This window comes from Streptococcus sp. 596553 (assembly GCF_900411395.1).
In the GTDB taxonomy this organism is placed as follows: Bacteria; Bacillota; Bacilli; order Lactobacillales; family Streptococcaceae; genus Streptococcus; species Streptococcus mitis_BA.
On the sequence record NZ_OXCQ01000001.1, the window covers coordinates 278,046 to 297,268 of the forward strand.

A 19,223-nucleotide genomic window follows, 5' to 3' on the forward strand; every position below is an offset into this window, starting at 1 on the left:
ATGAAAGATGTTAGCCTATTTTTGTTAAAGAAAGTTTTCAAAAGTCGTTTAAACTGGATTATCTTACTTTTATTTGCATCTGTACTCGGTGTTACCTTTTATTTCAATAGTCGGACTGCAAACTCATTCAGCTTGGAGAGCAGGTTGGAAACTCGTATTGCAGCCAACGAGAGAGCTATCAATGAAAATGAAGAGAAGCTCTCCCAAATGTCTGACACCAGCTCGGAGGAATACCAGATTGCTAAAAGTGATTTAGACTTGCAAAAAAATCTTTTGACGCGAAAGACAGAAATTCTGACTTTATTAAAAGAAGGGCGCTGGAAAGAAGCCTACTATTTGCAGTGGCAAGATGAAGAGAAGAATTATGAATTTGTATCAAATGACCCGACTTCTAGCTCTGAATTAAAAATGGGGGTTGACCGTGAACGGAAGATTTACCAAGCCCTGTATCCTTTGAACATAAAAGCACATACTTTGGAGTTTCCTACCCACGGGATTGATCAGATTGTCTGGATTTTAGAGGTAATCATCCCAACCTTGTTTGTGGTTGCTATTATTTTTATGCTAACACAACTGTTCGCAGAAAGATATCAAAATCATCTCGATACAGCTCAGTTATATCCTTTTTCAAAAGTGACATTTGCCATGTCCTCTCTTGGAGTTGGAGTGGGCTATGTAACTGTGCTGTTTATCGGAATCTGTGGATTTTCTTTTCTAGCGGGAAGTCTGATAAGTGGTTTTGGACAGTTAGATTATCCCTATCCAATCTATAGCTTAACGAATCAAGAGGTGACTATTGGAAAAATACAAGATGTGTTATTTCCTAGCTTGCTCTTAGCTTTCTTAGCTTTTATCGTCATTGTGGAAGTCGTCTACTTGATTGCTTACTTTTTCAAGCAAAAAATGCCTGTCCTCTTTCTTTCCCTCATTGGGATTGTTGGCTTGTTGTTTGGTATCCAAACCATTCAGCCTCTCCAAGAGATTGCACATCTGATTCCCTTTACTTACTTGCGTTCAGTGGATATTTTGTCTGGAAGATTACCTAAGCTGATTGATAATGTCAATCTGAATTGGAGCATGGGGATGGTCTTACTTCCTTGCCTGATTATCCTTTTGTTAGTGGGGATTCTATTTATCGAAAGATGGGGAAGTTCATGTAAAAAAGAAGTTTTTAAGGCTTAGTTTTCCTATGGGGAAGCTAAAGAAAAACTAATATAGGGAGGGAATCAACTTGATTCTCTCTTTTTGAATCGAAAACCAAGGCAAAATACAAACAGAAACGTTTCAAAAAAATAACTTTTTATCTTGACAAGAACTAGAAAACTTGGTATCATATAAAAGTTGAGAAAAGCAGAAGTGAGAGCTTCTCGCCTTGTGACATTAAGTTGCCTGGCCCTACGGATGAAAAGTTTCTAAGAAACGCTATCATAACGTGCGGGCTTGTATATTTACGAGTCCGCTATTGTTTTTCTCTAATAAAACAAAAGAGGTGAAAACCATAGCAAAGCAAGACTTATTCATCAATGATGAGATTCGTGTACGTGAAGTTCGCTTGATTGGTCTTGAAGGAGAACAGCTAGGCATCAAGCCACTCAGTGAAGCGCAAGCTTTGGCTGATAACGCTAATGTTGACCTAGTATTGATTCAACCCCAAGCCAAACCGCCTGTTGCAAAAATTATGGACTACGGTAAGTTCAAATTTGAGTACCAGAAGAAGCAAAAAGAACAACGTAAAAAACAAAGTGTTGTTACTGTGAAAGAAGTTCGTCTAAGTCCAACGATTGACAAGGGTGACTTTGATACAAAACTTCGCAATGCACGCAAATTCCTTGAAAAAGGAAATAAAGTTAAGGTATCTATTCGCTTTAAGGGTCGTATGATTACCCATAAAGAGATTGGTGCAAAAGTTTTAGCCGAGTTTGCTGAAGCAACTCAAGATATTGCCATCATCGAACAACGTGCTAAAATGGATGGACGTCAAATGTTCATGCAATTGGCGCCAGCGACTGACAAAAAATAATTGTCAGAAAGTTAAATAAAGGAGAAAAAATCATGCCAAAACAAAAAACACACCGCGCATCAGCTAAACGTTTCAAACGTACAGGTTCTGGTGGACTTAAACGTTTCCGTGCTTACACTTCTCACCGTTTCCACGGAAAAACTAAGAAACAACGTCGTCATCTTCGTAAAGCATCTATGGTGCATTCAGGAGATTACAAACGTATCAAAGCAATGCTTACTCGCTTGAAATAATAGCTTGACTGTAAGTAAACAATTCTAGGAAATATTTGGAGGAAATAAAACATGGCACGTGTTAAAGGTGGCGTTGTATCACGCAAACGTCGTAAACGTATTCTTAAATTAGCAAAAGGTTACTATGGAGCTAAACACATCTTGTTCCGTACTGCAAAAGAACAAGTAATGAACTCTTACTACTATGCATACCGTGACCGTCGTCAGAAAAAACGTGACTTCCGCAAATTGTGGATCACTCGTATCAACGCGGCAGCTCGTATGAACGGACTTTCATACTCACAATTGATGCATGGTTTGAAATTGGCTGAGATTGAAGTTAACCGTAAAATGCTTGCTGACTTGGCTGTTAACGATGCAGCAGCTTTCACAGCTCTTGCAGATGCGGCTAAAGCAAAACTTGGTAAATAACAACTGATGAGACTGGAACAGGATTGTCCAGTCTTTTTAAAAATAAAGGAGAAAAATATGGCTTCAAAAATGCTACATACTTGCTTGCGAGTAGAAAATCTTGAAAAATCAATTGCATTCTATCAAGATGCTTTTGGATTTAAAGAATTGCGTCGCAGAGATTTTCCAGACCATGCCTTCACGATTGTCTATCTAGGTCTTGAGGGTGACGACTATGAGTTGGAGTTGACTTATAACTACGATCACGGTCCTTATGTGGTTGGAGATGGGTTTGCCCATATCGCCCTCAGTACACCTGATCTTGAGGCGCTTCATCAAGAGCACAGTGCCAAAGGATATGAAGTGACTGAGCCAAATGGTCTACCAGGAACTGCACCTAACTATTACTTTGTCAAAGACCCTGATGGCTACAAGGTCGAAGTCATTCGTGAAAAATAATCTCGTGAAGTCAAGTAGAATATTCGTTTTCTACTTGACTTTTTTTAGCTGAAAGAGTATACTAGTAAAAATTTAACCTTTAAGGGGAGTCCAGAGAGACTCACAAGGTGTCGGATAAAAGAATAGTACAATTTTCTAGAGGAGACTTTTTGGGTGTGCTCTCTTCTGTTGTACGATTTTAACTGAGGCCTTGCACTAGCAAGGTCTTTTCTTTGTCTGGTCCCCTTAAAATTTAAGGAGGAAAAGTCATGAATCCCACATGTAAGAAACGTTTGGGTGCCATTCGTTTGGAAACCATGAAGGTGGTTGCACAGGAGGAAATCGCGCCAGCAATCTTTGAATTAGTTCTAGAAGGGGAAATGGTTGAAGCCATGCGAGCAGGCCAATTTCTTCATCTGCGTGTTCCCGATGATGCCCATCTCTTGCGCCGTCCTATTTCAATTTCGTCTATCGATAAGGTTAAGAAGCAGTGTCATCTTATTTATCGGATTGAGGGGGCTGGGACAGCTATTTTCTCAACCCTAAGTCAGGGAGATACTCTTGATGTGATGGGGCCTCAGGGAAATGGTTTTGACTTGTCTGACCTTGATGAGCAGAATCAGGTTCTCCTTGTTGGTGGTGGGATTGGTGTTCCACCCTTGCTTGAGGTGGCCAAGGAATTGCATGCGCGTGGTGTGAAAGTAGTGACAGTCCTCGGTTTTGCCACTAAGGATGCTGTTATTTTAGAGACGGAATTAGCTCAATGTGGTCAAGTCTTTGTAACGACAGATGATGGTTCTTATGGCATTAAGGGAAATGTTTCCGTTGTTATCAAGGATTTAGACAGTCAGTTTGATGCTGTTTACTCATGTGGGGCGCCTGGAATGATGAAGTATATCAATCAAACCTTTTATGACCACCCAAGGGCCTATCTATCTCTGGAATCTCGTATGGCTTGTGGAATGGGGGCTTGCTATGCCTGCGTCCTAAAAGTGCCAGAAAGCGAGACGGTCAGCCAACGTGTCTGTGAAGATGGCCCTGTTTTCCGCACAGGAACAGTTGTATTATAAGGAGAAAATTATGACTTCAAATCGTTTACAAGTTTCTCTACCAGGCTTGGATTTGAAAAATCCAATTATTCCAGCATCAGGCTGTTTTGGTTTTGGCCAAGAGTATGCCAAGTACTATGATTTAGACCTTTTGGGTTCTATTATGATCAAGGCGACAACCCTTGAAGCCCGTTTTGGCAATCCAACTCCAAGGGTGGCAGAAACACCTGCTGGCATGCTCAATGCAATCGGTTTGCAAAATCCTGGTTTGGAAGTTGTTTTGGCTGAAAAACTACCGTGGTTGGAAAGAGAATATCCAAATCTTCCCATCATTGCCAATGTAGCTGGTTTTTCAAAACAAGAGTATGCGGCTGTTTCTCATGGTATTTCCAAGGCAGCTAATGTAAAGGCTATCGAGCTCAATATTTCTTGCCCCAATGTTGACCACTGTAATCACGGACTTTTGATTGGTCAAGATCCAGATTTGGCTTATGATGTGGTGAAAGCAGCTGTGGAAGCCTCCGAAGTGCCAGTTTATGTCAAATTAACCCCGAGTGTGACCGATATCGTTACTGTCGCAAAAGCTACAGAAGATGCGGGAGCAAGTGGCTTGACCATGATCAATACTCTAGTTGGAATGCGCTTTGACCTCAAAACCAGAAAACCAATCTTGGCCAATGGAACAGGTGGAATGTCTGGTCCAGCAGTCTTTCCAGTAGCCCTCAAACTCATCCGCCAAGTCGCCCAAACTACAGACCTGCCCATCATTGGAATGGGGGGAGTGGATTCGGCAGAAGCAGCCCTAGAAATGTATCTGGCTGGAGCATCTGCAATCGGAGTTGGAACAGCCAACTTTACTAATCCATATGCCTGTCCTGATATCATCGAAAATTTACCAAAAGTTATGGACAAATACGGCATTAGCAGTCTGGAAAATCTCCGCAAGGAAGTAAAAGAGTCTCTGAGGTAAATTGCAATCAATCTGTTCTTGATTTTTTATTAGTTTGTAATATGAATTTAGGAGAATTTTGGTACAATAAAATAAATAAGAACAGAGGAAGAAGGTTAATGAAGAAAGTAAGATTTATTTTTTTAGCTCTGCTATTTTTCTTAGCTAGTCCAGAGGGTGTAATGGCCAGTGATGGTACTTGGCAAGGAAAACAATACCTGAAAGCAGACGGCAGTCAAGCAGCCAATGAGTGGGTTTTTGATGCTCATTATCAATCTTGGTTTTATATAAAAGCAGATGCTAACTATGCTGAAAATGAATGGCTGAAGCAAGGTGATGATTATTTTTACCTAAAATCTGGTGGCTATATGGCCAAGTCAGAATGGGTAGAAGACAAGGGAGTCCTCTATTATCTTGACCAAGATGGAAAGATGAAAAGAAATGCTTGGCTAGGAACTTCCTATGTTGGTGCAACAGGTGCCAAAATAATAGAAGACTGGGTCTATGATTCTCAATACGACGCTTGGTTTTATATAAAAGCAGATGGGCAACACGCAGAGAAAGAATGGCTCCAAATCAAGGGTAAGGACTATTATTTCAAATCTGGTGGTTATCTACTGACAAGTCAGTGGATTGAGCAGGCTTATGTGAATGCCAGTGGTGCCAAAGTACAGCAAGGTTGGCTTTTTGACAAACAATACCAATCTTGGTTTTATATCAAAGAAAATGGAAATCATGCTGATAAAGAATGGATTTTCGAGCATGGTCACTATTATTATCTAAAATCAGGTGGCTATATGGCAGCCAATGAATGGATTTGGGATAAGGAATCTTGGTTTTATCTCAAATCTGATGGTAAAATGGCTGAGAAAGAATGGCTATACGATTCTAAAAGTCAAGCCTGGTACTACTTCAAATCTGGTGGCTATATGGCGAAAAATGAGACAGTAGATGGTTATCAGCTTGGAAGCGACGGTAAATGGCTTGGAGAAAAAGCTACAAATGAAAATGCTGCTTATTATCAAGTAGTACCTGTCACAGCAAATGTTTATGATGCAGATGGTGAAAAGCTCTCCTATATATCGCAAGGTAGTGTTGTTTGGCTGGATAAGGATAGAAAAAGTGATGACAAGCGCCTGGCTATTACTATTTCTGGTTTGTCAGGCTATATGAAAACAGAAGATTTACAAGCACTAGATGCCAGCAAGGATTTTATCCCTTATTATGAGAGTGATGGACACCGTTTTTATCACTATGTGGCTCAGAATGCTAGTATCCCAGTAGCTGCTCATCTTTCTGATATGGAAGTAGGCAAGAAATATTATTCGGCAGATGGCCTGCATTTTGATGGTTTTAAGCTTGAAAATCCCTTCCTTTTTAAAGAATTGACAGAGGTTACAAACTATAGTGCTGAAGACTTGGATAAGGTATTTAGTCTGCTAAATATTAATAATAGCCTCTTAGAAAATAAGGGAGCTACCTTTAAGGAAGCCGAAGAACATTATCGTATCAATGCCCTCTATCTCCTTGCCCATAGTGCCTTAGAAAGCGACTGGGGACGTAGCAAGATTGCCAAAGATAAGAATAATTTCTTTGGAATTACAGCCTATGATACGACACCTTACCTTTCTGCCAAGACATTTGATGATGTGGATAAGGGAATTTTAGGTGCAAGCAAGTGGATTAAGGAAAATTATATCGATAGGGGCAGAACTTTCCTTGGAAATAAGGCGTCTGGTATGAATGTTGAATATGCCTCAGACCCTTATTGGGGCGAAAAAATTGCTAGTGTGATGATGAAAATCAATGAGAAACTAGGTGGTAAAGATTAGTCTTATTATTGGATATGATTTGAGTGAATAGTATGTTAAAAATCCTGATTTCAAGTAAAATCAGGATTTTTTCATGGATGCGATTTTTTCTGGGTCTGGTGTAACACGGAGGGTCTTTTGTCCTGTGTAAGTGACAAAGCCGGGTTTTCCACCAGTTGGTTTGTTGAGTTTCTTGACTTCAATCATATCTACCTGAACCAGATTTGACAGGCGACCTTGAGAGAAGTAGGCTGCAAGTTCTGCTGCGTCTGTCTTGACTTCATCAGATGGGTCTAGGTTGCCTGAGATGACAACGTGGCTTCCAGGAATGTCCTTGGCATGGAACCAAAGTTCCTCCTTGCGGGCCATTTTAAAGGTTAGTTCCTCATTTTGCAGATTGTTTCGACCGACATAGATGATGGTTTTACCATCACTGGCCAGATATTGTTCTGGTTTTTTGCGTTTCTGGATTTTCTCCCGTTGTCTTCTGCGGATAAAACCTGTTTGAATCAATTCTTCACGGATTTCAGCGATTTCTTCCAGTCCAGCTTGGTTGAGGACGGTTTCTACACTTTCCAGATAGAGAATGGTTGCCTTGGTTTCCTCAATCAGATCAGTCAAGTATTTGACAGCTTCTTTGAGTTTCTGATACCGTTTAAAGTAGCGTTGGGCATTCTGGTTGGGAGTCAGAGCCTTATCAAGTGCAATCGTGATAGGTTGGTTGGTGTAGTAGTTGTCTAGGATAACCTGGTCTTGGTCGTTAGGCACTTGGTGGAGGAAGGTTGTCAGCAATTCTCCTTTTTGACGAAATTCTTCAGCGTTGTCTGTCGCCAGTAACTCTCTTTCTTGTTTTTTAAGCTTATGACGATTTTTTTGAAGTTCATTTTCAACACGACGAATGAGTTCACTGGCTTGTTGTTTGACGCGGTCTCGCTCAGCCTTGTCCTTATAGTAGGTGTCCAGCAAATCAGAAAGACTGGCAAAAGGCTCTCCCACCTGATTTGCAAAAGGAACTGTACTGAAGGAAGTCTCAGTCAAGCAGGGTTTGGTTTCTTGATTGAAAAAGTTACGGAAAGTAGATAGTTTATCACTAACCAGTATCCTTTCCAATTCATTTGCCGTATCACGTCCCAGCCCTTGAAAGAGGCTTTGAAGGTTTTTAGCTGTCGTTTCCTGAGTTTGCAGGATTTCAAATAGTTTTTCATCCTTGATAGTAAAAGGATTGAGTGATTCCGTACTCGGAGGAGCAATATAGGTCGATCCAGGCAGCAAGGTACGGTAGCTATTTTGTGAAAAGCCGACGTGTTTAATGACTTCGAGGATTTTATGACTGCTTTTATCAACCAGTAGAATATTACTGTGTTTACCCATGATTTCGATAATCAAGGTAGCCTGAATATGATCCCCAATCTCGTTTTTATTGGAAACTGTCATTTCCACAATACGGTCATTTTCAATCTGCTCGATCGATTCAATCAGGGCCCCCTGCAAATACTTTCTCAAAACCATGATAAAGGTAGAAGGCTGGGCTGGGTTTTCAAAAGTTGTTTGGGTAAGCTGAATGCGTCCAAAAACAGGATGGGCAGAAAGGAGCAGACGATGGCTTTGGCGATTGCTGCGGATTTGCAAGACCAACTCTTGTTCAAAAGGTTGATTGATTTTCTGAATGCGCCCATTCACTAACTCTCTTCGCAATTCCTTAACCATGTGGTGTAAAAAAAATCCGTCAAATGACATCGTTCTCTCCTTGTGATTGTATTCCATAGTATTATATCAAAAAGGTAGAATAAAATCATGGAAATGTGGTATAATAAAGCCAAGTAAAGAGAAACGAGAAGCACATGTATATTGAAATGGTAGATGAAACTGGTCAAGTTTCAAAAGAAATGTTGCAACAAACCCAAGAAATTTTGGAATTTGCAGCCCAAAAATTAGGCAAAGAAGACAAGGAAATGGCAGTTACCTTTGTGACCAATGAGCGTAGTCATGAGCTCAATCTGGAGTACCGTGACACAGACCGTCCGACAGATGTTATCAGCCTTGAATATAAGCCAGAGTTGGAAATTGCCTTTGACGAAGAGGATTTACTTGAAAATCCGGAATTGGCAGAGATGATGTCTGAGTTTGATGCCTATATTGGGGAACTGTTCATTTCTATTGATAAGGCTCATGAGCAGGCCGAGGAATACGGTCACAGCTTTGAGCGTGAGATGGGCTTCTTGGCAGTACACGGCTTTTTACATATCAACGGCTATGATCACTATACTCCGGAAGAAGAAGCGGAGATGTTCGGTTTACAAGAAGAAATTTTGACAGCCTATGGACTCACAAGACAATAAACGAAAATGGAAAAATCGTGACCTGATATCCAGTTTAGAATTTGCTCTCACAGGAATTTTTACTGCCATCAAGGAAGAACGCAATATGCGAAAACATGCAGTGACGGCTCTTGTAGTCATTCTTGCAGGTTTTGTTTTTCAGGTGTCACGAATCGAATGGCTCTTTCTCCTATTGAGCATTTTCTTGGTAGTAGCTTTTGAAATTATCAATTCTGCTATTGAAAATGTGGTGGATTTGGCCAGTCACTATCACTTTTCCATGCTGGCTAAAAATGCCAAGGATATGGCGGCTGGCGCGGTATTAGTGGTCTCTCTTTTCGCAGCATTAACAGGCGCATTGATTTTTCTCCCACGAATCTGGGATTTATTATTTTAAATAGCAAGAGGAAATTATGACTTTTAAATCAGGCTTTGTAGCCATTTTAGGACGTCCCAATGTTGGGAAGTCAACTTTTTTAAATCATGTCATGGGGCAAAAGATTGCCATCATGAGTGACAAGGCGCAGACAACGCGCAACAAAATCATGGGAATTTACACGACTGATAAGGAACAAATCGTCTTTATCGACACACCAGGGATTCACAAACCTAAAACAGCTCTCGGAGATTTCATGGTTGAGTCTGCCTACAGTACCCTTCGCGAAGTGGATACCGTTCTTTTCATGGTGCCTGCTGATGAAGCGCGTGGTAAGGGGGACGATATGATTATCGAGCGTCTCAAGGCTGCTAAGGTTCCTGTTATTCTGGTGGTGAACAAGATTGACAAGGTTCATCCAGACCAGCTTTTGTCTCAGATTGATGATTTTCGTAATCAAATGGACTTTAAGGAAATCGTTCCAATCTCAGCTCTTCAAGGGAATAACGTCTCTCGTCTAGTGGATATTTTGAGTGAAAATCTGGACGAAGGTTTCCAATATTTCCCGTCTGATCAAATCACAGACCATCCAGAACGATTCTTGGTTTCAGAAATGGTTCGCGAGAAAGTTTTGCACCTAACTCGTGAAGAGATTCCGCATTCTGTCGCAGTAGTTGTGGATTCTATGAAACGAGACGAAGAGACAGACAAGGTTCACATCCGTGCAACCATTATGGTCGAGCGTGATAGTCAAAAAGGGATTATCATCGGTAAAGGTGGTGCTATGCTTAAGAAAATCGGTAGCATGGCCCGTCGTGATATTGAACTCATGCTAGGAGACAAAGTCTTTCTAGAAACCTGGGTCAAGGTCAAGAAAAACTGGCGCGATAAAAAGCTAGATTTAGCTGACTTTGGCTATAATGAAAAAGAATACTAAGTAGAGGTGGGCTCATGCCTGCTTCTTGTTTTTACAGAAGGAGGACTTATGCCTGAATTACCAGAGGTTGAAACCGTTCGTCGTGGCTTAGAAAAATTGATTTTGGGTAAGAAGATTTCGAGTATAGAAATTCGCTATCCCAAGATGATTAAGACAGATTTGGACGAGTTTCGAAAGGAAGTGCCTGGTCAAGTTGTTGAGTCAATGGGACGTCGTGGCAAGTATTTGCTTTTCTACCTGACAGACAAGGTCTTGATTTCCCATCTGCGGATGGAGGGCAAGTATTTTTATTATCCAGATCAAGTGCCAGAACGCAAGCATGCCCATGTTTTCTTTCAGTTTGAGGATGGTGGCACGCTTGTTTATGAGGATGTTCGCAAGTTTGGTACTATGGAACTGTTTGCGCCAGACCTTTTGGAAGCCTACTTTATTTCTAAGAAACTAGGTCCTGAGCCAAGCGAACAAGACTTTGATTTACAGGTCTTTCAAGCTGCCCTAGCCAAGTCTAAAAAGCCTATCAAATCCCATCTCCTAGACCAGACCTTGGTAGCTGGCCTTGGCAATATCTATGTGGATGAGGTTCTCTGGCGAGCTCAGGTTCATCCAGCTAGACCTTCCCAGACTTTGACAGCAGCAGAAGCGACTGCCATTCATGACCAGACCATTGCTGTTTTGGGCCAGGCCGTTGAAAAAGGTGGCTCTACCATTCGGACCTATACCAATGCCTTTGGGGAAGATGGAACCATGCAGGATTTTCATCAGGTCTATGATAAGACTGGTCAAGAATGTGTACGCTGTGGTACCATCATTGAGAAAATCCAACTAGGCGGACGAGGCACCCACTTTTGTCCAAACTGTCAAAGGAGGGACTGATGGGAAAAATTATTGGAATCACAGGAGGAATTGCCTCTGGTAAGTCAACTGTGACAAATTTTCTAAGACAGCAAGGTTTTCAAGTGGTGGATGCCGATGCAGTCGTCCACCAACTACAGAAACCTGGCGGTCGTCTGTTTCAGGCTCTAGTCCAGCATTTTGGGCAAGAAATCATCCTTGAAAATGGAGAACTCAATCGCCCTCTCCTAGCTAGTCTCATCTTTTCAAATCCTGGTGAACGAGAATGGTCTAAGCAAATCCAAGGAGAGATTATCCGTGAGGAACTAGCTACATTAAGAGAGCAATTGGCTCAGACAGAAGAGATTTTCTTCATGGATATTCCCCTACTTTTTGAGCAGGACTATGTCTCTTGGTTTGATGAGACTTGGTTGATCTATGTGGACCGAGATGTCCAAGTAGAACGTTTAATGAAAAGAGACAACTTGTCCAAAGATGAAGCCGAGTCTCGTCTGGCAGCCCAGTGGCCTTTAGAGAAAAAGAAAGATTTGGCCAGCCAAATTCTTGATAATAATGGGAATCAGGACCAGGTTCTTACTCAGGTGTTCTCCCTGCTTAAGGGAGGTAAGCAAGATGACAGAGATTAACTGGAAGGATAATCTGCGCATTGCCTGGTTTGGTAATTTTCTGACAGGAGCCAGTATTTCTTTGGTAGTGCCCTTTATGCCCATCTTTGTGGAAAATTTAGGTGTAGGGAGTGATCAAGCTGCTTTTTACGCAGGTTTAGCTATTTCTGTCTCTGCCATTTCTGCAGCACTTTTCTCTCCTATCTGGGGTATCCTTGCTGACAAATACGGTCGAAAACCCATGATGATTCGAGCTGGGCTTGCCATGACCATTACTATGGGAGGCTTATCCTTTGTCCCAAATATCTATTGGCTAATCTTTCTTCGTTTACTGAATGGTGTATTTGCGGGTTTTGTTCCCAATGCAACAGCTCTGATAGCCAGTCAGGTTCCCAAGGAGAAATCAGGCTCTGCCTTAGGTACTTTGTCTACAGGCGTAGTTGCAGGTACTCTAACGGGTCCCTTTATCGGTGGCTTTATTGCAGAATTATTTGGCATTCGTACTGTCTTTTTACTGGTTGGTAGCTTTCTATTTTTAGCTGCTGTTTTGACTATTTGCTTTATCAAGGAAGATTTTCAACCAGTAGCCAAGGAAAAGGTCATCCCAACCAAGGAATTATTTACATCAGTTAAATATCCCTATCTTTTGGTCAACCTCTTTCTGACCAGTTTTGTCATCCAATTTTCAGCTCAATCGATTGGCCCTATTTTGGCTCTTTATGTACGCGACTTAGGGCAGACAGAGAATCTTCTTTTTGTCTCTGGTTTGATTGTATCCAGTATGGGCTTTTCCAGTATGATGAGTGCAGGAGTCATGGGCAAGCTAGGTGACAAGGTGGGCAACCATCGCCTCTTAGTTGTCGCCCAGTTTTATTCAGTCATCATCTATCTCCTCTGTGCCAATGCCTCTAGCCCTCTTCAACTAGGACTTTATCGTTTCCTCTTTGGATTGGGAACCGGTGCCTTGATTCCCGGAGTCAATGCCCTTCTCAGCAAGATGACTCCCAAAGCCGGTATTTCAAGGGTCTTTGCCTTCAATCAGGTATTCTTTTATCTGGGAGGTGTCGTTGGGCCTATGGCAGGTTCTGCAGTAGCAGGTCAATTTGGCTACCATGCTGTCTTTTATGCGACAAGCCTTTGTGTTGCCTTTAGTTGTCTCTTTAACCTGCTTCAATTTCGAACATTATTAAAAGTAAAGGAAATCTAGTGCGAGTAAAAATCAATCTCAAATGCTCCTCTTGTGGCAGTATCAATTACCTAACCAGTAAAAATTCAAAAACCCATCCAGACAAGATTGAGGTTTTAAAGTATTGTCCCAAGGAAAGAAAAGTAACCCTACATCTTGAATCTAAGTAGATTTTATGGTAAAATAATAGGGATTTTAAGGAGTTTGATATGTATAACCTATTATTAACCATTTTATTAGTATTATCTGTTGTGATTGTGATTGCGATTTTCATGCAACCAACCAAAAACCAATCCAGCAATGTATTTGATGCCAGCTCAGGTGATTTGTTTGAACGCAGTAAAGCACGCGGTTTTGAAGCTGTAATGCAGCGTTTGACAGGGATTTTAGTCTTTTTCTGGCTAGCCATTGCCTTAGCATTGACGGTATTATCAAGTAGATAAGAAAATAATGGGCAGGACTAGGTCTTTGCCTATTTTTATTTCTAAATGATATTTGAGAAGGTTTTACAGTAAAAGAAAATTAAAAAATCTAGAAAGAAAATATGAAAGACAGAATAAAAGAATATTTACAAGATAAGGGAAAGGTAACTGTCAATGACTTGGCTCAGGCTTTGGGAAAAGACGGTTCCAAGGATTTTCGTGAGTTGATTAAAACCTTGTCCTTAATGGAAAGAAAGCACCAGATACGCTTTGAAGAAGATGGAAGTCTGACCTTGGAAGTCAAGAAAAAACATGAGATTACTCTCAAGGGGATTTTTCATGCTCATAAAAATGGCTTTGGCTTTGTTAGTCTGGAAGGCGAGGAGGACGACCTTTTTGTAGGAAAAAACGATGTCAACTATGCTATTGATGGTGATACCGTTGAGGTCGTCATCAAGAAAGTCGCTGACCGCAATAAGGGAACAGCAGCGGAAGCAAAAATTATCGATATCTTAGAACACAGTCTGACAACCGTAGTCGGTCAAATCGTTCTGGATCAGGAAAAGCCTAAGTATGCTGGCTACATCCGTTCGAAAAACCAGAAAATCAGCCAACCCATCTATGTTAAGAAACCAGCCCTTAAACTCGAGGGAACCGAAGTTCTCAAGGTCTTTATCGATAAATACCCAAGCAAGAAACACGATTTCTTTGTCGCGAGTGTTCTAGATGTGGTGGGGTATTCAACGGATGTCGGAATTGATGTTCTTGAGGTTTTGGAGTCTATGGACATTGTATCCGAGTTTCCAGAAGCTGTTATCAAGGAAGCAGAAAGTGTGCCTGATGCTCCGTCTCAAAAGGATATGGAAGGCCGTCTGGATTTGAGAGATGAGATTACCTTTACCATTGACGGTGCGGATGCCAAGGATTTGGACGATGCCGTGCATATCAAAGCATTGAAAAATGGAAATCTGGAGCTTGGAGTTCACATAGCAGATGTTTCCTACTATGTGACTGAGGGTTCGGCTCTTGATAAGGAAGCCCTTAATCGCGCGACTTCTGTCTATGTGACAGACCGTGTGGTCCCAATGCTTCCAGAACGACTGTCAAATGGTATCTGCTCCCTCAATCCTCAAGTTGACCGCCTGACCCAGTCTGCCATTATGGAGATTGATAAACATGGTCGTGTGGTCAACTATACCATTACACAAACAGTTATCAAGACCAGTTTCCGTATGACTTATAGCGATGTCAATGATATCCTAGCTGGCGACGAGGAAAAGCGACAAGAATATCAGAAAATTGTTCTTAGTATCGAACTCATGGCCAAACTTCATGAAACTTTAGAAAACATGCGTGTGAAACGTGGAGCCCTCAATTTCGATACCAATGAAGCCAAGATTTTAGTGGATAAACAAGGTAAGCCTGTTGATATCGTTCTTCGTCAGCGTGGTGTTGCCGAGCGGATGATTGAGTCTTTTATGTTGATGGCCAACGAAACAGTTGCCGAGCATTTCAGCAAGTTGGATTTGCCTTTTATCTATCGGATTCACGAGGAGCCTAAGGCTGAAAAGGTTCAGAAGTTTATTGATTATGCTTCGAGTTTTGGCTTGCGCATTTATGGGACTGCCAGTGAGATTAGCCAGGAGGCTCTCCAAGACATCATGCGTGCTGTTGAGGGAGAACCTTATGCAGATGTCTTGTCCATGATGCTTCTTCGATCCATGCAGCAGGCTCGCTATTCAGAGCACAATCACGGCCACTATGGATTAGCGGCTGATTATTATACTCACTTTACTAGTCCGATTCGTCGTTATCCGGACCTCCTTGTTCACCGTATGATTCGGGACTACGGCCGTTCTAAGGAAATAGCCGAGCATTTTGAACAAGTAATTCCAGAGATTGCGACCCAGTCTTCCAACCGTGAGCGTCGTGCTATTGAGGCTGAGCGTGAAGTCGAAGCCATGAAAAAGGCTGAGTACATGGAAGAATACGTGGGCGAAGAGTACGATGCGGTTGTGTCTAGCATCGTTAAATTCGGTCTCTTTGTTGAATTGCCAAACACAGTTGAAGGCTTGATTCACATCACTAATCTACCTGAATTTTATCATTTCAATGAGCGGGATTTGACTCTTCGTGGGGAAAAATCGGGGACAACCTTCCGTGTAGGTCAGCAGATTCGCATTCGCGTTGAAAGAGCCGACAAGATGACGGGTGAAATTGACTTTTCTTACATCCCAAGTGAGTTTGATGTGATTGAAAAAGGCTTGAAACAGTCTAATCGTAATGACAGAGGGCGTGGTTCAAATCGTCGTTCAGATAAGAAGGAGGATAAGAGAAAATCAGGACGCTCAAATGATAAGCGCAAGCATTCACAAAAAGACAAGAAGAAAAAAGGAAAGAAACCCTTTTACAAGGAAGTAGCTAAGAAAGGAGCCAAGCATGGCAAAGGGCGAGGGAAAGGTCGTCGCACAAAATAAAAAGGCGCGTCACGACTATACAATCGTAGATACGCTAGAGGCAGGGATGGTCCTGACTGGAACTGAAATCAAGAGTGTACGAGCAGCTCGAATCAATCTCAAGGATGGCTTTGCCCAAGTAAAAAATGGAGAAGTCTGGTTGAGCAATGTTCATATCGCGCCTTACGAAGAGGGCAATATCTGGAACCAAGAACCAGAACGTCGTCGTAAACTCCTGCTCCATAAAAAGCAAATCCAAAAGTTGGAACAAGAGACCAAAGGGACAGGAATGACGCTGGTTCCTCTTAAAGTCTATATCAAAGATGGTTATGCCAAGCTCCTTTTAGGTTTAGCTAAAGGGAAGCATGACTATGATAAGCGGGAGTCAATCAAACGTCGTGAGCAAAACCGCGACATTGCGCGCGTGATGAAAGCTGTTAATCAGCGATAAAAAGAGGAATGAAGATGGAAAAACTAGTTGCCTATAAACGCATGCCTTTGTGGAATAAACAAACTATGCCTGAAGCTGTTCAGCAGAAACACAATACCAAGGTTGGGACTTGGGGCAAGATTACTGTTTTAAAAGGAACTCTCAAGTTTATTGAATTGACAGAGGATGGTGAGGTTCTAGCTGAACATCTCTTTGAAGCAGGGGCTGACAATCCAATGGCACAACCACAAGCTTGGCACCGAGTGGAGGCTGTAACAGACGATGTAGAATGGTATTTGGAATTTTATTGTAAACCTGAGGATTATTTCCCTAAGAAATACAAGACCAATCCTGTTCATTCAGAGGTCCTAGAGGCTATGCAGACAGTAAAACCAGGGAAAGCTTTGGATTTGGGCTGTGGTCAGGGCCGTAACTCTCTCTTTCTAGCCCAGCAAAGTTTTGATGTGACAGCTGTGGATCAAAATGAACTGGCCCTTGAAATCTTGCAAAGTATTGTGGAGCAGGAAGACCTGGATATGCCTGTTGGTCTTTACGATATCAATTCAGCTAGCATTGGGCAAGCGTATGATTTCATCGTATCGACAGTTGTTTTGATGTTTTTACAAGCAGACTGCATTCCTGCAATTATCAAAAATATGCAGGAGCATACCACGGTCGGTGGTTATAATCTTATCGTTTGTGCCATGGACACGGAGGATTATCCTTGTTCAGTGAACTTCCCATTTACCTTTAAAGAAGGGGAATTGGCAGACTATTACAAGGACTGGGAATTGGTTAAGTACAATGAAAATCCAGGCCATTTACACCGTCGCGATGAAAATGGCAATCGCATTCAACTACGCTTTGCGACCATGCTAGCTAAGAAAATCAAGTAAACATACATGAAGATTAGGAATTTTTCTGATCTTTTTTTCTTTTTTTACGAATAGATAAGATAGAAGAATTGACAAAAATACGCATTATAACTATAATTTTAGATAGAAAGGTGACCATAAATGACAATCACAGGTAAGGAAATGGTAAAATTATACTCAATGAAAATCAAAGAGCAAACTAGGAAGCTGACCGCAGGCTGTACTTGAGTACGTCAAGGAGAAGCTGACGTGGTTTGAATTTGATTTTCGAAGAGTATTAGCTCTTGCAAATGGCTGGATTGAAGTACGTAAGAGAGGAAGTCATTATCATTTTAAGAAAGAAGGGGTTCCCTATCTTGTCACTATTCCAGTTCACGGTAATGAGGATCTAGGAAAAGGTTTAGAGAGAAAAATATTAAAAGATTTGGGATTATAGTTGATTTGGAAATTGTGGAGGTGTATTATGCTAAAATCTTATCCTGCTATTTTTCATAGAGAAGGCACTGGATACTGGGTTGAATTTCCTGAATTTGGAGGCGGGACTGAAGGAGCAACGATTGAACTTGCAATGAAAAATGCTCGGGAAATGCTTGAGAGTGTTTTAGCATCTTATTTTGATGAAGGACTGGCTTTGCCTACTCCTAGTGACATTGCTGAGTTGAAAGCTCCTGATGGATTTGTGACTTTGATTCAGGTCAATCCCTTGCCTTTCGTAAAGAATAATAAGGCGATTCGAAAAAATGTTACGGTTCCAGAGTGGCTAGTCAGACTTGCAGATCGTGAGAAAGTGAACTATTCTGAAGTGTTGACACAAGCTCTTGAAAGTCGCTTGCAACTCTAAAATTATAGAGTGATCAAGATTAGGAAATTTCCTGATCTTTTTTCTTTTTTGCGAATAATATAGAAAAGGAGGGAAATCATGTTTGTTGCGAGAGATGCTAGAGGAGAATTGGTAAATGTGTTAGAGGATAAGCTTGAGAAGCAAGCCTACACTTGCCCAGCTTGTGGAGGCCAGCTCCGTTTGCGTCAAGGACCAAGTGTACGGACGCATTTTGCCCATAAATCCTTAAAAGACTGTGATTTTTCCTTTGAAAATGAAAGTCCAGAACACCTGGCCAATAAGGAATCCCTCTATCACTGGTTGAAAAAAGAGGCAGAGGTGCAATTAGAATACCCTCTTCCAGAGCTTAAACAGATTGCGGATGTATTTGTAAATGTCAATCTAGCTCTAGAAGTTCAGTGTAGTTCCTTGCCTCAGAAAGTCCTTAAAGAGCGAAGTGAGGGCTATCGTAGTCATGGTTACCAAGTACTGTGGTTGCTTGGGGAAAAACTTTGGCTCAAGGATCGTTTGACTCGTCTGCAACAAGGTTTTCTCTATTTCAGTCAAAACAGGGGCTTTTATGTTTGGGAATTAGACAAGGAGAAACAGGTTTTAAGGCTTAAATATCTCATTCACCAAGATCTCCGAGGTAAACTCCATTATCAGATTAAGGAATTTCCCTATGGTCACGGTAGTCTACTGGAGATATTACGTCTTCCCTATAAGAAACAAAAAATATCTCATTTTACAGTTTTTCAAGATAAGGACATCTGTCGCTATATCCGGCAACAACTTTATTATCAAAATCCCATTTGGATGAAAGAACAAGCAGAAGCCTATCAAAAGGGAGAAAATGTCCTGAATTATGGGCTGAAAGAATGGTATCCACAAATTCGACCACTAGTAGGTGATTTTTGCCAAATTGAGCAAGATTTGACCAGCTATTATCAGTATTTTCAAACCTATTACCAAGAAAATCCTCAAAATGATTGGCAAAAGCTCTATCCACCAGCCTTTTATCAGCAATATTTCTTAAAAAATATGGTAAAATAGAAA

At 41.4% G+C, this 19,223-nt stretch carries 23 protein-coding genes and 1 other annotated feature; of the genes, 22 read left to right on the forward strand and 1 reads right to left on the reverse strand.

Annotation, left to right across the window (positions count from 1 at the left end):
• The 8 genes from DSY56_RS01385 to DSY56_RS01420 all read left to right on the forward strand — a co-directional run bounded on the left by DSY56_RS01385 (position 1) and on the right by DSY56_RS01420 (position 6,911).
• The gene (locus DSY56_RS01385; RefSeq protein WP_112443610.1) at positions 1–1,182 is read left to right on the forward strand and encodes a hypothetical protein; all 1,182 of its coding nucleotides are present in this window, start codon (positions 1–3) and stop codon (positions 1,180–1,182) included.
• A 160-nt stretch (positions 1,183–1,342) separates the two neighbouring features.
• Positions 1,343–1,474: a sequence feature (ribosomal protein L20 leader region), on the forward strand.
• 15 nt (positions 1,475–1,489) lie between these two features.
• Positions 1,490–2,020: a translation initiation factor IF-3 gene (gene infC, locus DSY56_RS01390; RefSeq protein ID WP_000848180.1), complete on the forward strand. Its 531-nt coding sequence runs from the start codon at positions 1,490–1,492 to the stop codon at positions 2,018–2,020.
• Positions 2,021–2,052: 32 nt separating this feature from the next.
• Complete coding sequence (rpmI, locus tag DSY56_RS01395; protein ID WP_001125943.1) at positions 2,053–2,253, forward strand: 50S ribosomal protein L35; 201 nt, start codon at positions 2,053–2,055, stop codon at positions 2,251–2,253.
• 51 nt (positions 2,254–2,304) lie between these two features.
• The gene (rplT, locus tag DSY56_RS01400; protein WP_000124834.1) at positions 2,305–2,664 is read left to right on the forward strand and encodes a 50S ribosomal protein L20; all 360 of its coding nucleotides are present in this window, start codon (positions 2,305–2,307) and stop codon (positions 2,662–2,664) included.
• A 57-nt stretch (positions 2,665–2,721) separates the two neighbouring features.
• Positions 2,722–3,102 carry a lactoylglutathione lyase gene (gloA, locus tag DSY56_RS01405; protein ID WP_000157153.1) on the forward strand — a complete coding sequence of 127 codons (381 nt, stop codon included), beginning with the start codon at positions 2,722–2,724 and terminating at the stop codon, positions 3,100–3,102.
• A 248-nt stretch (positions 3,103–3,350) separates the two neighbouring features.
• On the forward strand, positions 3,351–4,151 hold the full coding sequence (locus DSY56_RS01410) for a dihydroorotate dehydrogenase electron transfer subunit (protein ID WP_112443611.1): 801 nt from the start codon (positions 3,351–3,353) through the stop codon (positions 4,149–4,151).
• Positions 4,114–5,100: a dihydroorotate dehydrogenase gene (locus tag DSY56_RS01415; RefSeq protein ID WP_200832323.1), complete on the forward strand. Its 987-nt coding sequence runs from the start codon at positions 4,114–4,116 to the stop codon at positions 5,098–5,100. The genes DSY56_RS01410 and DSY56_RS01415 overlap by 38 nt, the downstream gene beginning before the upstream one ends.
• A gap of 41 nt (positions 5,101–5,141) precedes the next feature.
• A complete protein-coding gene (locus DSY56_RS01420) occupies positions 5,142–6,911 on the forward strand; it encodes a glucosaminidase domain-containing protein (RefSeq protein ID WP_112443613.1) in 1,770 nt (589 codons plus the stop codon).
• Positions 6,912–6,971: 60 nt separating this feature from the next.
• Here DSY56_RS01420 and pavA read toward each other — a convergent pair whose 3' ends face one another.
• Positions 6,972–8,627 carry an Rqc2 family fibronectin-binding protein PavA gene (pavA, locus tag DSY56_RS01425; protein WP_112443614.1) on the reverse strand — a complete coding sequence of 552 codons (1,656 nt, stop codon included), beginning with the start codon at positions 8,625–8,627 and terminating at the stop codon, positions 6,972–6,974.
• Positions 8,628–8,731: 104 nt separating this feature from the next.
• Here pavA and ybeY point away from each other — a divergent pair, with 104 nt between their 5' ends.
• From ybeY to DSY56_RS01495, 14 genes are all read left to right on the forward strand, one after another.
• A complete protein-coding gene (gene ybeY, locus DSY56_RS01430) occupies positions 8,732–9,229 on the forward strand; it encodes an rRNA maturation RNase YbeY (protein WP_000275156.1) in 498 nt (165 codons plus the stop codon).
• Complete coding sequence (locus tag DSY56_RS01435; RefSeq protein WP_000378166.1) at positions 9,210–9,605, forward strand: diacylglycerol kinase family protein; 396 nt, start codon at positions 9,210–9,212, stop codon at positions 9,603–9,605. Before ybeY ends, DSY56_RS01435 begins: the two co-directional genes overlap by 20 nt.
• Positions 9,606–9,621: 16 nt before the next feature.
• Entirely contained in the window at positions 9,622–10,521 is a 900-nt protein-coding gene (gene era, locus DSY56_RS01440; protein ID WP_000143264.1) for a GTPase Era, read from the forward strand.
• A gap of 48 nt (positions 10,522–10,569) precedes the next feature.
• The gene (gene mutM, locus DSY56_RS01445; protein ID WP_112443615.1) at positions 10,570–11,394 is read left to right on the forward strand and encodes a DNA-formamidopyrimidine glycosylase; all 825 of its coding nucleotides are present in this window, start codon (positions 10,570–10,572) and stop codon (positions 11,392–11,394) included.
• The gene (coaE, locus tag DSY56_RS01450) at positions 11,394–11,999 is read left to right on the forward strand and encodes a dephospho-CoA kinase (RefSeq protein WP_112443616.1); all 606 of its coding nucleotides are present in this window, start codon (positions 11,394–11,396) and stop codon (positions 11,997–11,999) included. The genes mutM and coaE overlap by 1 nt, the downstream gene beginning before the upstream one ends.
• The gene (locus tag DSY56_RS01455; RefSeq protein ID WP_112443617.1) at positions 11,986–13,185 is read left to right on the forward strand and encodes a multidrug efflux MFS transporter; all 1,200 of its coding nucleotides are present in this window, start codon (positions 11,986–11,988) and stop codon (positions 13,183–13,185) included. The genes coaE and DSY56_RS01455 overlap by 14 nt, the downstream gene beginning before the upstream one ends.
• Positions 13,185–13,334 (forward strand): 50S ribosomal protein L33, encoded by a 150-nt coding sequence (gene rpmG, locus DSY56_RS01460; RefSeq protein WP_001809104.1) that lies wholly within the window; start codon positions 13,185–13,187, stop codon positions 13,332–13,334. The genes DSY56_RS01455 and rpmG overlap by 1 nt, the downstream gene beginning before the upstream one ends.
• A gap of 39 nt (positions 13,335–13,373) precedes the next feature.
• Positions 13,374–13,607, forward strand: a complete 234-nt coding sequence (gene secG, locus DSY56_RS01465) for a preprotein translocase subunit SecG (RefSeq protein WP_000282517.1) — start codon at positions 13,374–13,376, stop codon at positions 13,605–13,607.
• A gap of 101 nt (positions 13,608–13,708) precedes the next feature.
• Positions 13,709–16,063 (forward strand): ribonuclease R, encoded by a 2,355-nt coding sequence (gene rnr, locus DSY56_RS01470; protein WP_112443618.1) that lies wholly within the window; start codon positions 13,709–13,711, stop codon positions 16,061–16,063.
• Positions 16,026–16,493, forward strand: a complete 468-nt coding sequence (gene smpB / locus DSY56_RS01475; RefSeq protein ID WP_001051750.1) for an SsrA-binding protein SmpB — start codon at positions 16,026–16,028, stop codon at positions 16,491–16,493. The genes rnr and smpB overlap by 38 nt, the downstream gene beginning before the upstream one ends.
• A 14-nt stretch (positions 16,494–16,507) precedes the next feature.
• On the forward strand, positions 16,508–17,368 hold the full coding sequence (tehB, locus tag DSY56_RS01480) for an SAM-dependent methyltransferase TehB (RefSeq protein ID WP_112443619.1): 861 nt from the start codon (positions 16,508–16,510) through the stop codon (positions 17,366–17,368).
• Positions 17,369–17,591: 223 nt separating this feature from the next.
• Positions 17,592–17,783 carry a type II toxin-antitoxin system HicA family toxin gene (locus tag DSY56_RS01485; protein ID WP_078352506.1) on the forward strand — a complete coding sequence of 64 codons (192 nt, stop codon included), beginning with the start codon at positions 17,592–17,594 and terminating at the stop codon, positions 17,781–17,783.
• Positions 17,784–17,810: 27 nt separating this feature from the next.
• The gene (locus tag DSY56_RS01490) at positions 17,811–18,188 is read left to right on the forward strand and encodes a type II toxin-antitoxin system HicB family antitoxin (RefSeq protein ID WP_112443620.1); all 378 of its coding nucleotides are present in this window, start codon (positions 17,811–17,813) and stop codon (positions 18,186–18,188) included.
• Between the two features lie 78 nt (positions 18,189–18,266).
• Complete coding sequence (locus tag DSY56_RS01495) at positions 18,267–19,220, forward strand: competence protein CoiA (RefSeq protein ID WP_112443621.1); 954 nt, start codon at positions 18,267–18,269, stop codon at positions 19,218–19,220.
• The last annotated feature ends 3 nt before the right edge of the window (positions 19,221–19,223 follow it).

What these genes read in the sequence shown, in the direction of transcription:
- tehB (WP_112443619.1), top strand. Translation starts at nt 16,508, where the DNA reads ATGGAAAAACTAGTTGCCTATAAACGCATGCCTTTGTGGAATAAACAA.
- DSY56_RS01455 (WP_112443617.1), top strand. Translation starts at nt 11,986, where the DNA reads ATGACAGAGATTAACTGGAAGGATAATCTGCGCATTGCCTGGTTTGGT.
- smpB (WP_001051750.1), top strand. Translation starts at nt 16,026, where the DNA reads ATGGCAAAGGGCGAGGGAAAGGTCGTCGCACAAAATAAAAAGGCGCGT.
- mutM (WP_112443615.1), top strand. Translation starts at nt 10,570, where the DNA reads ATGCCTGAATTACCAGAGGTTGAAACCGTTCGTCGTGGCTTAGAAAAA.
- gloA (WP_000157153.1), top strand. Translation starts at nt 2,722, where the DNA reads ATGGCTTCAAAAATGCTACATACTTGCTTGCGAGTAGAAAATCTTGAA.
- DSY56_RS01490 (WP_112443620.1), top strand. Translation starts at nt 17,811, where the DNA reads ATGCTAAAATCTTATCCTGCTATTTTTCATAGAGAAGGCACTGGATAC.
- pavA (WP_112443614.1), bottom strand. Translation starts at nt 8,627, where the DNA reads ATGTCATTTGACGGATTTTTTTTACACCACATGGTTAAGGAATTGCGA.
- DSY56_RS01415 (WP_200832323.1), top strand. Translation starts at nt 4,114, where the DNA reads ATGGCCCTGTTTTCCGCACAGGAACAGTTGTATTATAAGGAGAAAATT.
- DSY56_RS01435 (WP_000378166.1), top strand. Translation starts at nt 9,210, where the DNA reads ATGGACTCACAAGACAATAAACGAAAATGGAAAAATCGTGACCTGATA.
- coaE (WP_112443616.1), top strand. Translation starts at nt 11,394, where the DNA reads ATGGGAAAAATTATTGGAATCACAGGAGGAATTGCCTCTGGTAAGTCA.
- DSY56_RS01420 (WP_112443613.1), top strand. Translation starts at nt 5,142, where the DNA reads ATGAATTTAGGAGAATTTTGGTACAATAAAATAAATAAGAACAGAGGA.
- DSY56_RS01495 (WP_112443621.1), top strand. Translation starts at nt 18,267, where the DNA reads ATGTTTGTTGCGAGAGATGCTAGAGGAGAATTGGTAAATGTGTTAGAG.
- rpmI (WP_001125943.1), top strand. Translation starts at nt 2,053, where the DNA reads ATGCCAAAACAAAAAACACACCGCGCATCAGCTAAACGTTTCAAACGT.
- rplT (WP_000124834.1), top strand. Translation starts at nt 2,305, where the DNA reads ATGGCACGTGTTAAAGGTGGCGTTGTATCACGCAAACGTCGTAAACGT.
- DSY56_RS01410 (WP_112443611.1), top strand. Translation starts at nt 3,351, where the DNA reads ATGAATCCCACATGTAAGAAACGTTTGGGTGCCATTCGTTTGGAAACC.
- ybeY (WP_000275156.1), top strand. Translation starts at nt 8,732, where the DNA reads ATGTATATTGAAATGGTAGATGAAACTGGTCAAGTTTCAAAAGAAATG.
- rnr (WP_112443618.1), top strand. Translation starts at nt 13,709, where the DNA reads ATGAAAGACAGAATAAAAGAATATTTACAAGATAAGGGAAAGGTAACT.
- era (WP_000143264.1), top strand. Translation starts at nt 9,622, where the DNA reads ATGACTTTTAAATCAGGCTTTGTAGCCATTTTAGGACGTCCCAATGTT.
- secG (WP_000282517.1), top strand. Translation starts at nt 13,374, where the DNA reads ATGTATAACCTATTATTAACCATTTTATTAGTATTATCTGTTGTGATT.
- DSY56_RS01385 (WP_112443610.1), top strand. Translation starts at nt 1, where the DNA reads ATGAAAGATGTTAGCCTATTTTTGTTAAAGAAAGTTTTCAAAAGTCGT.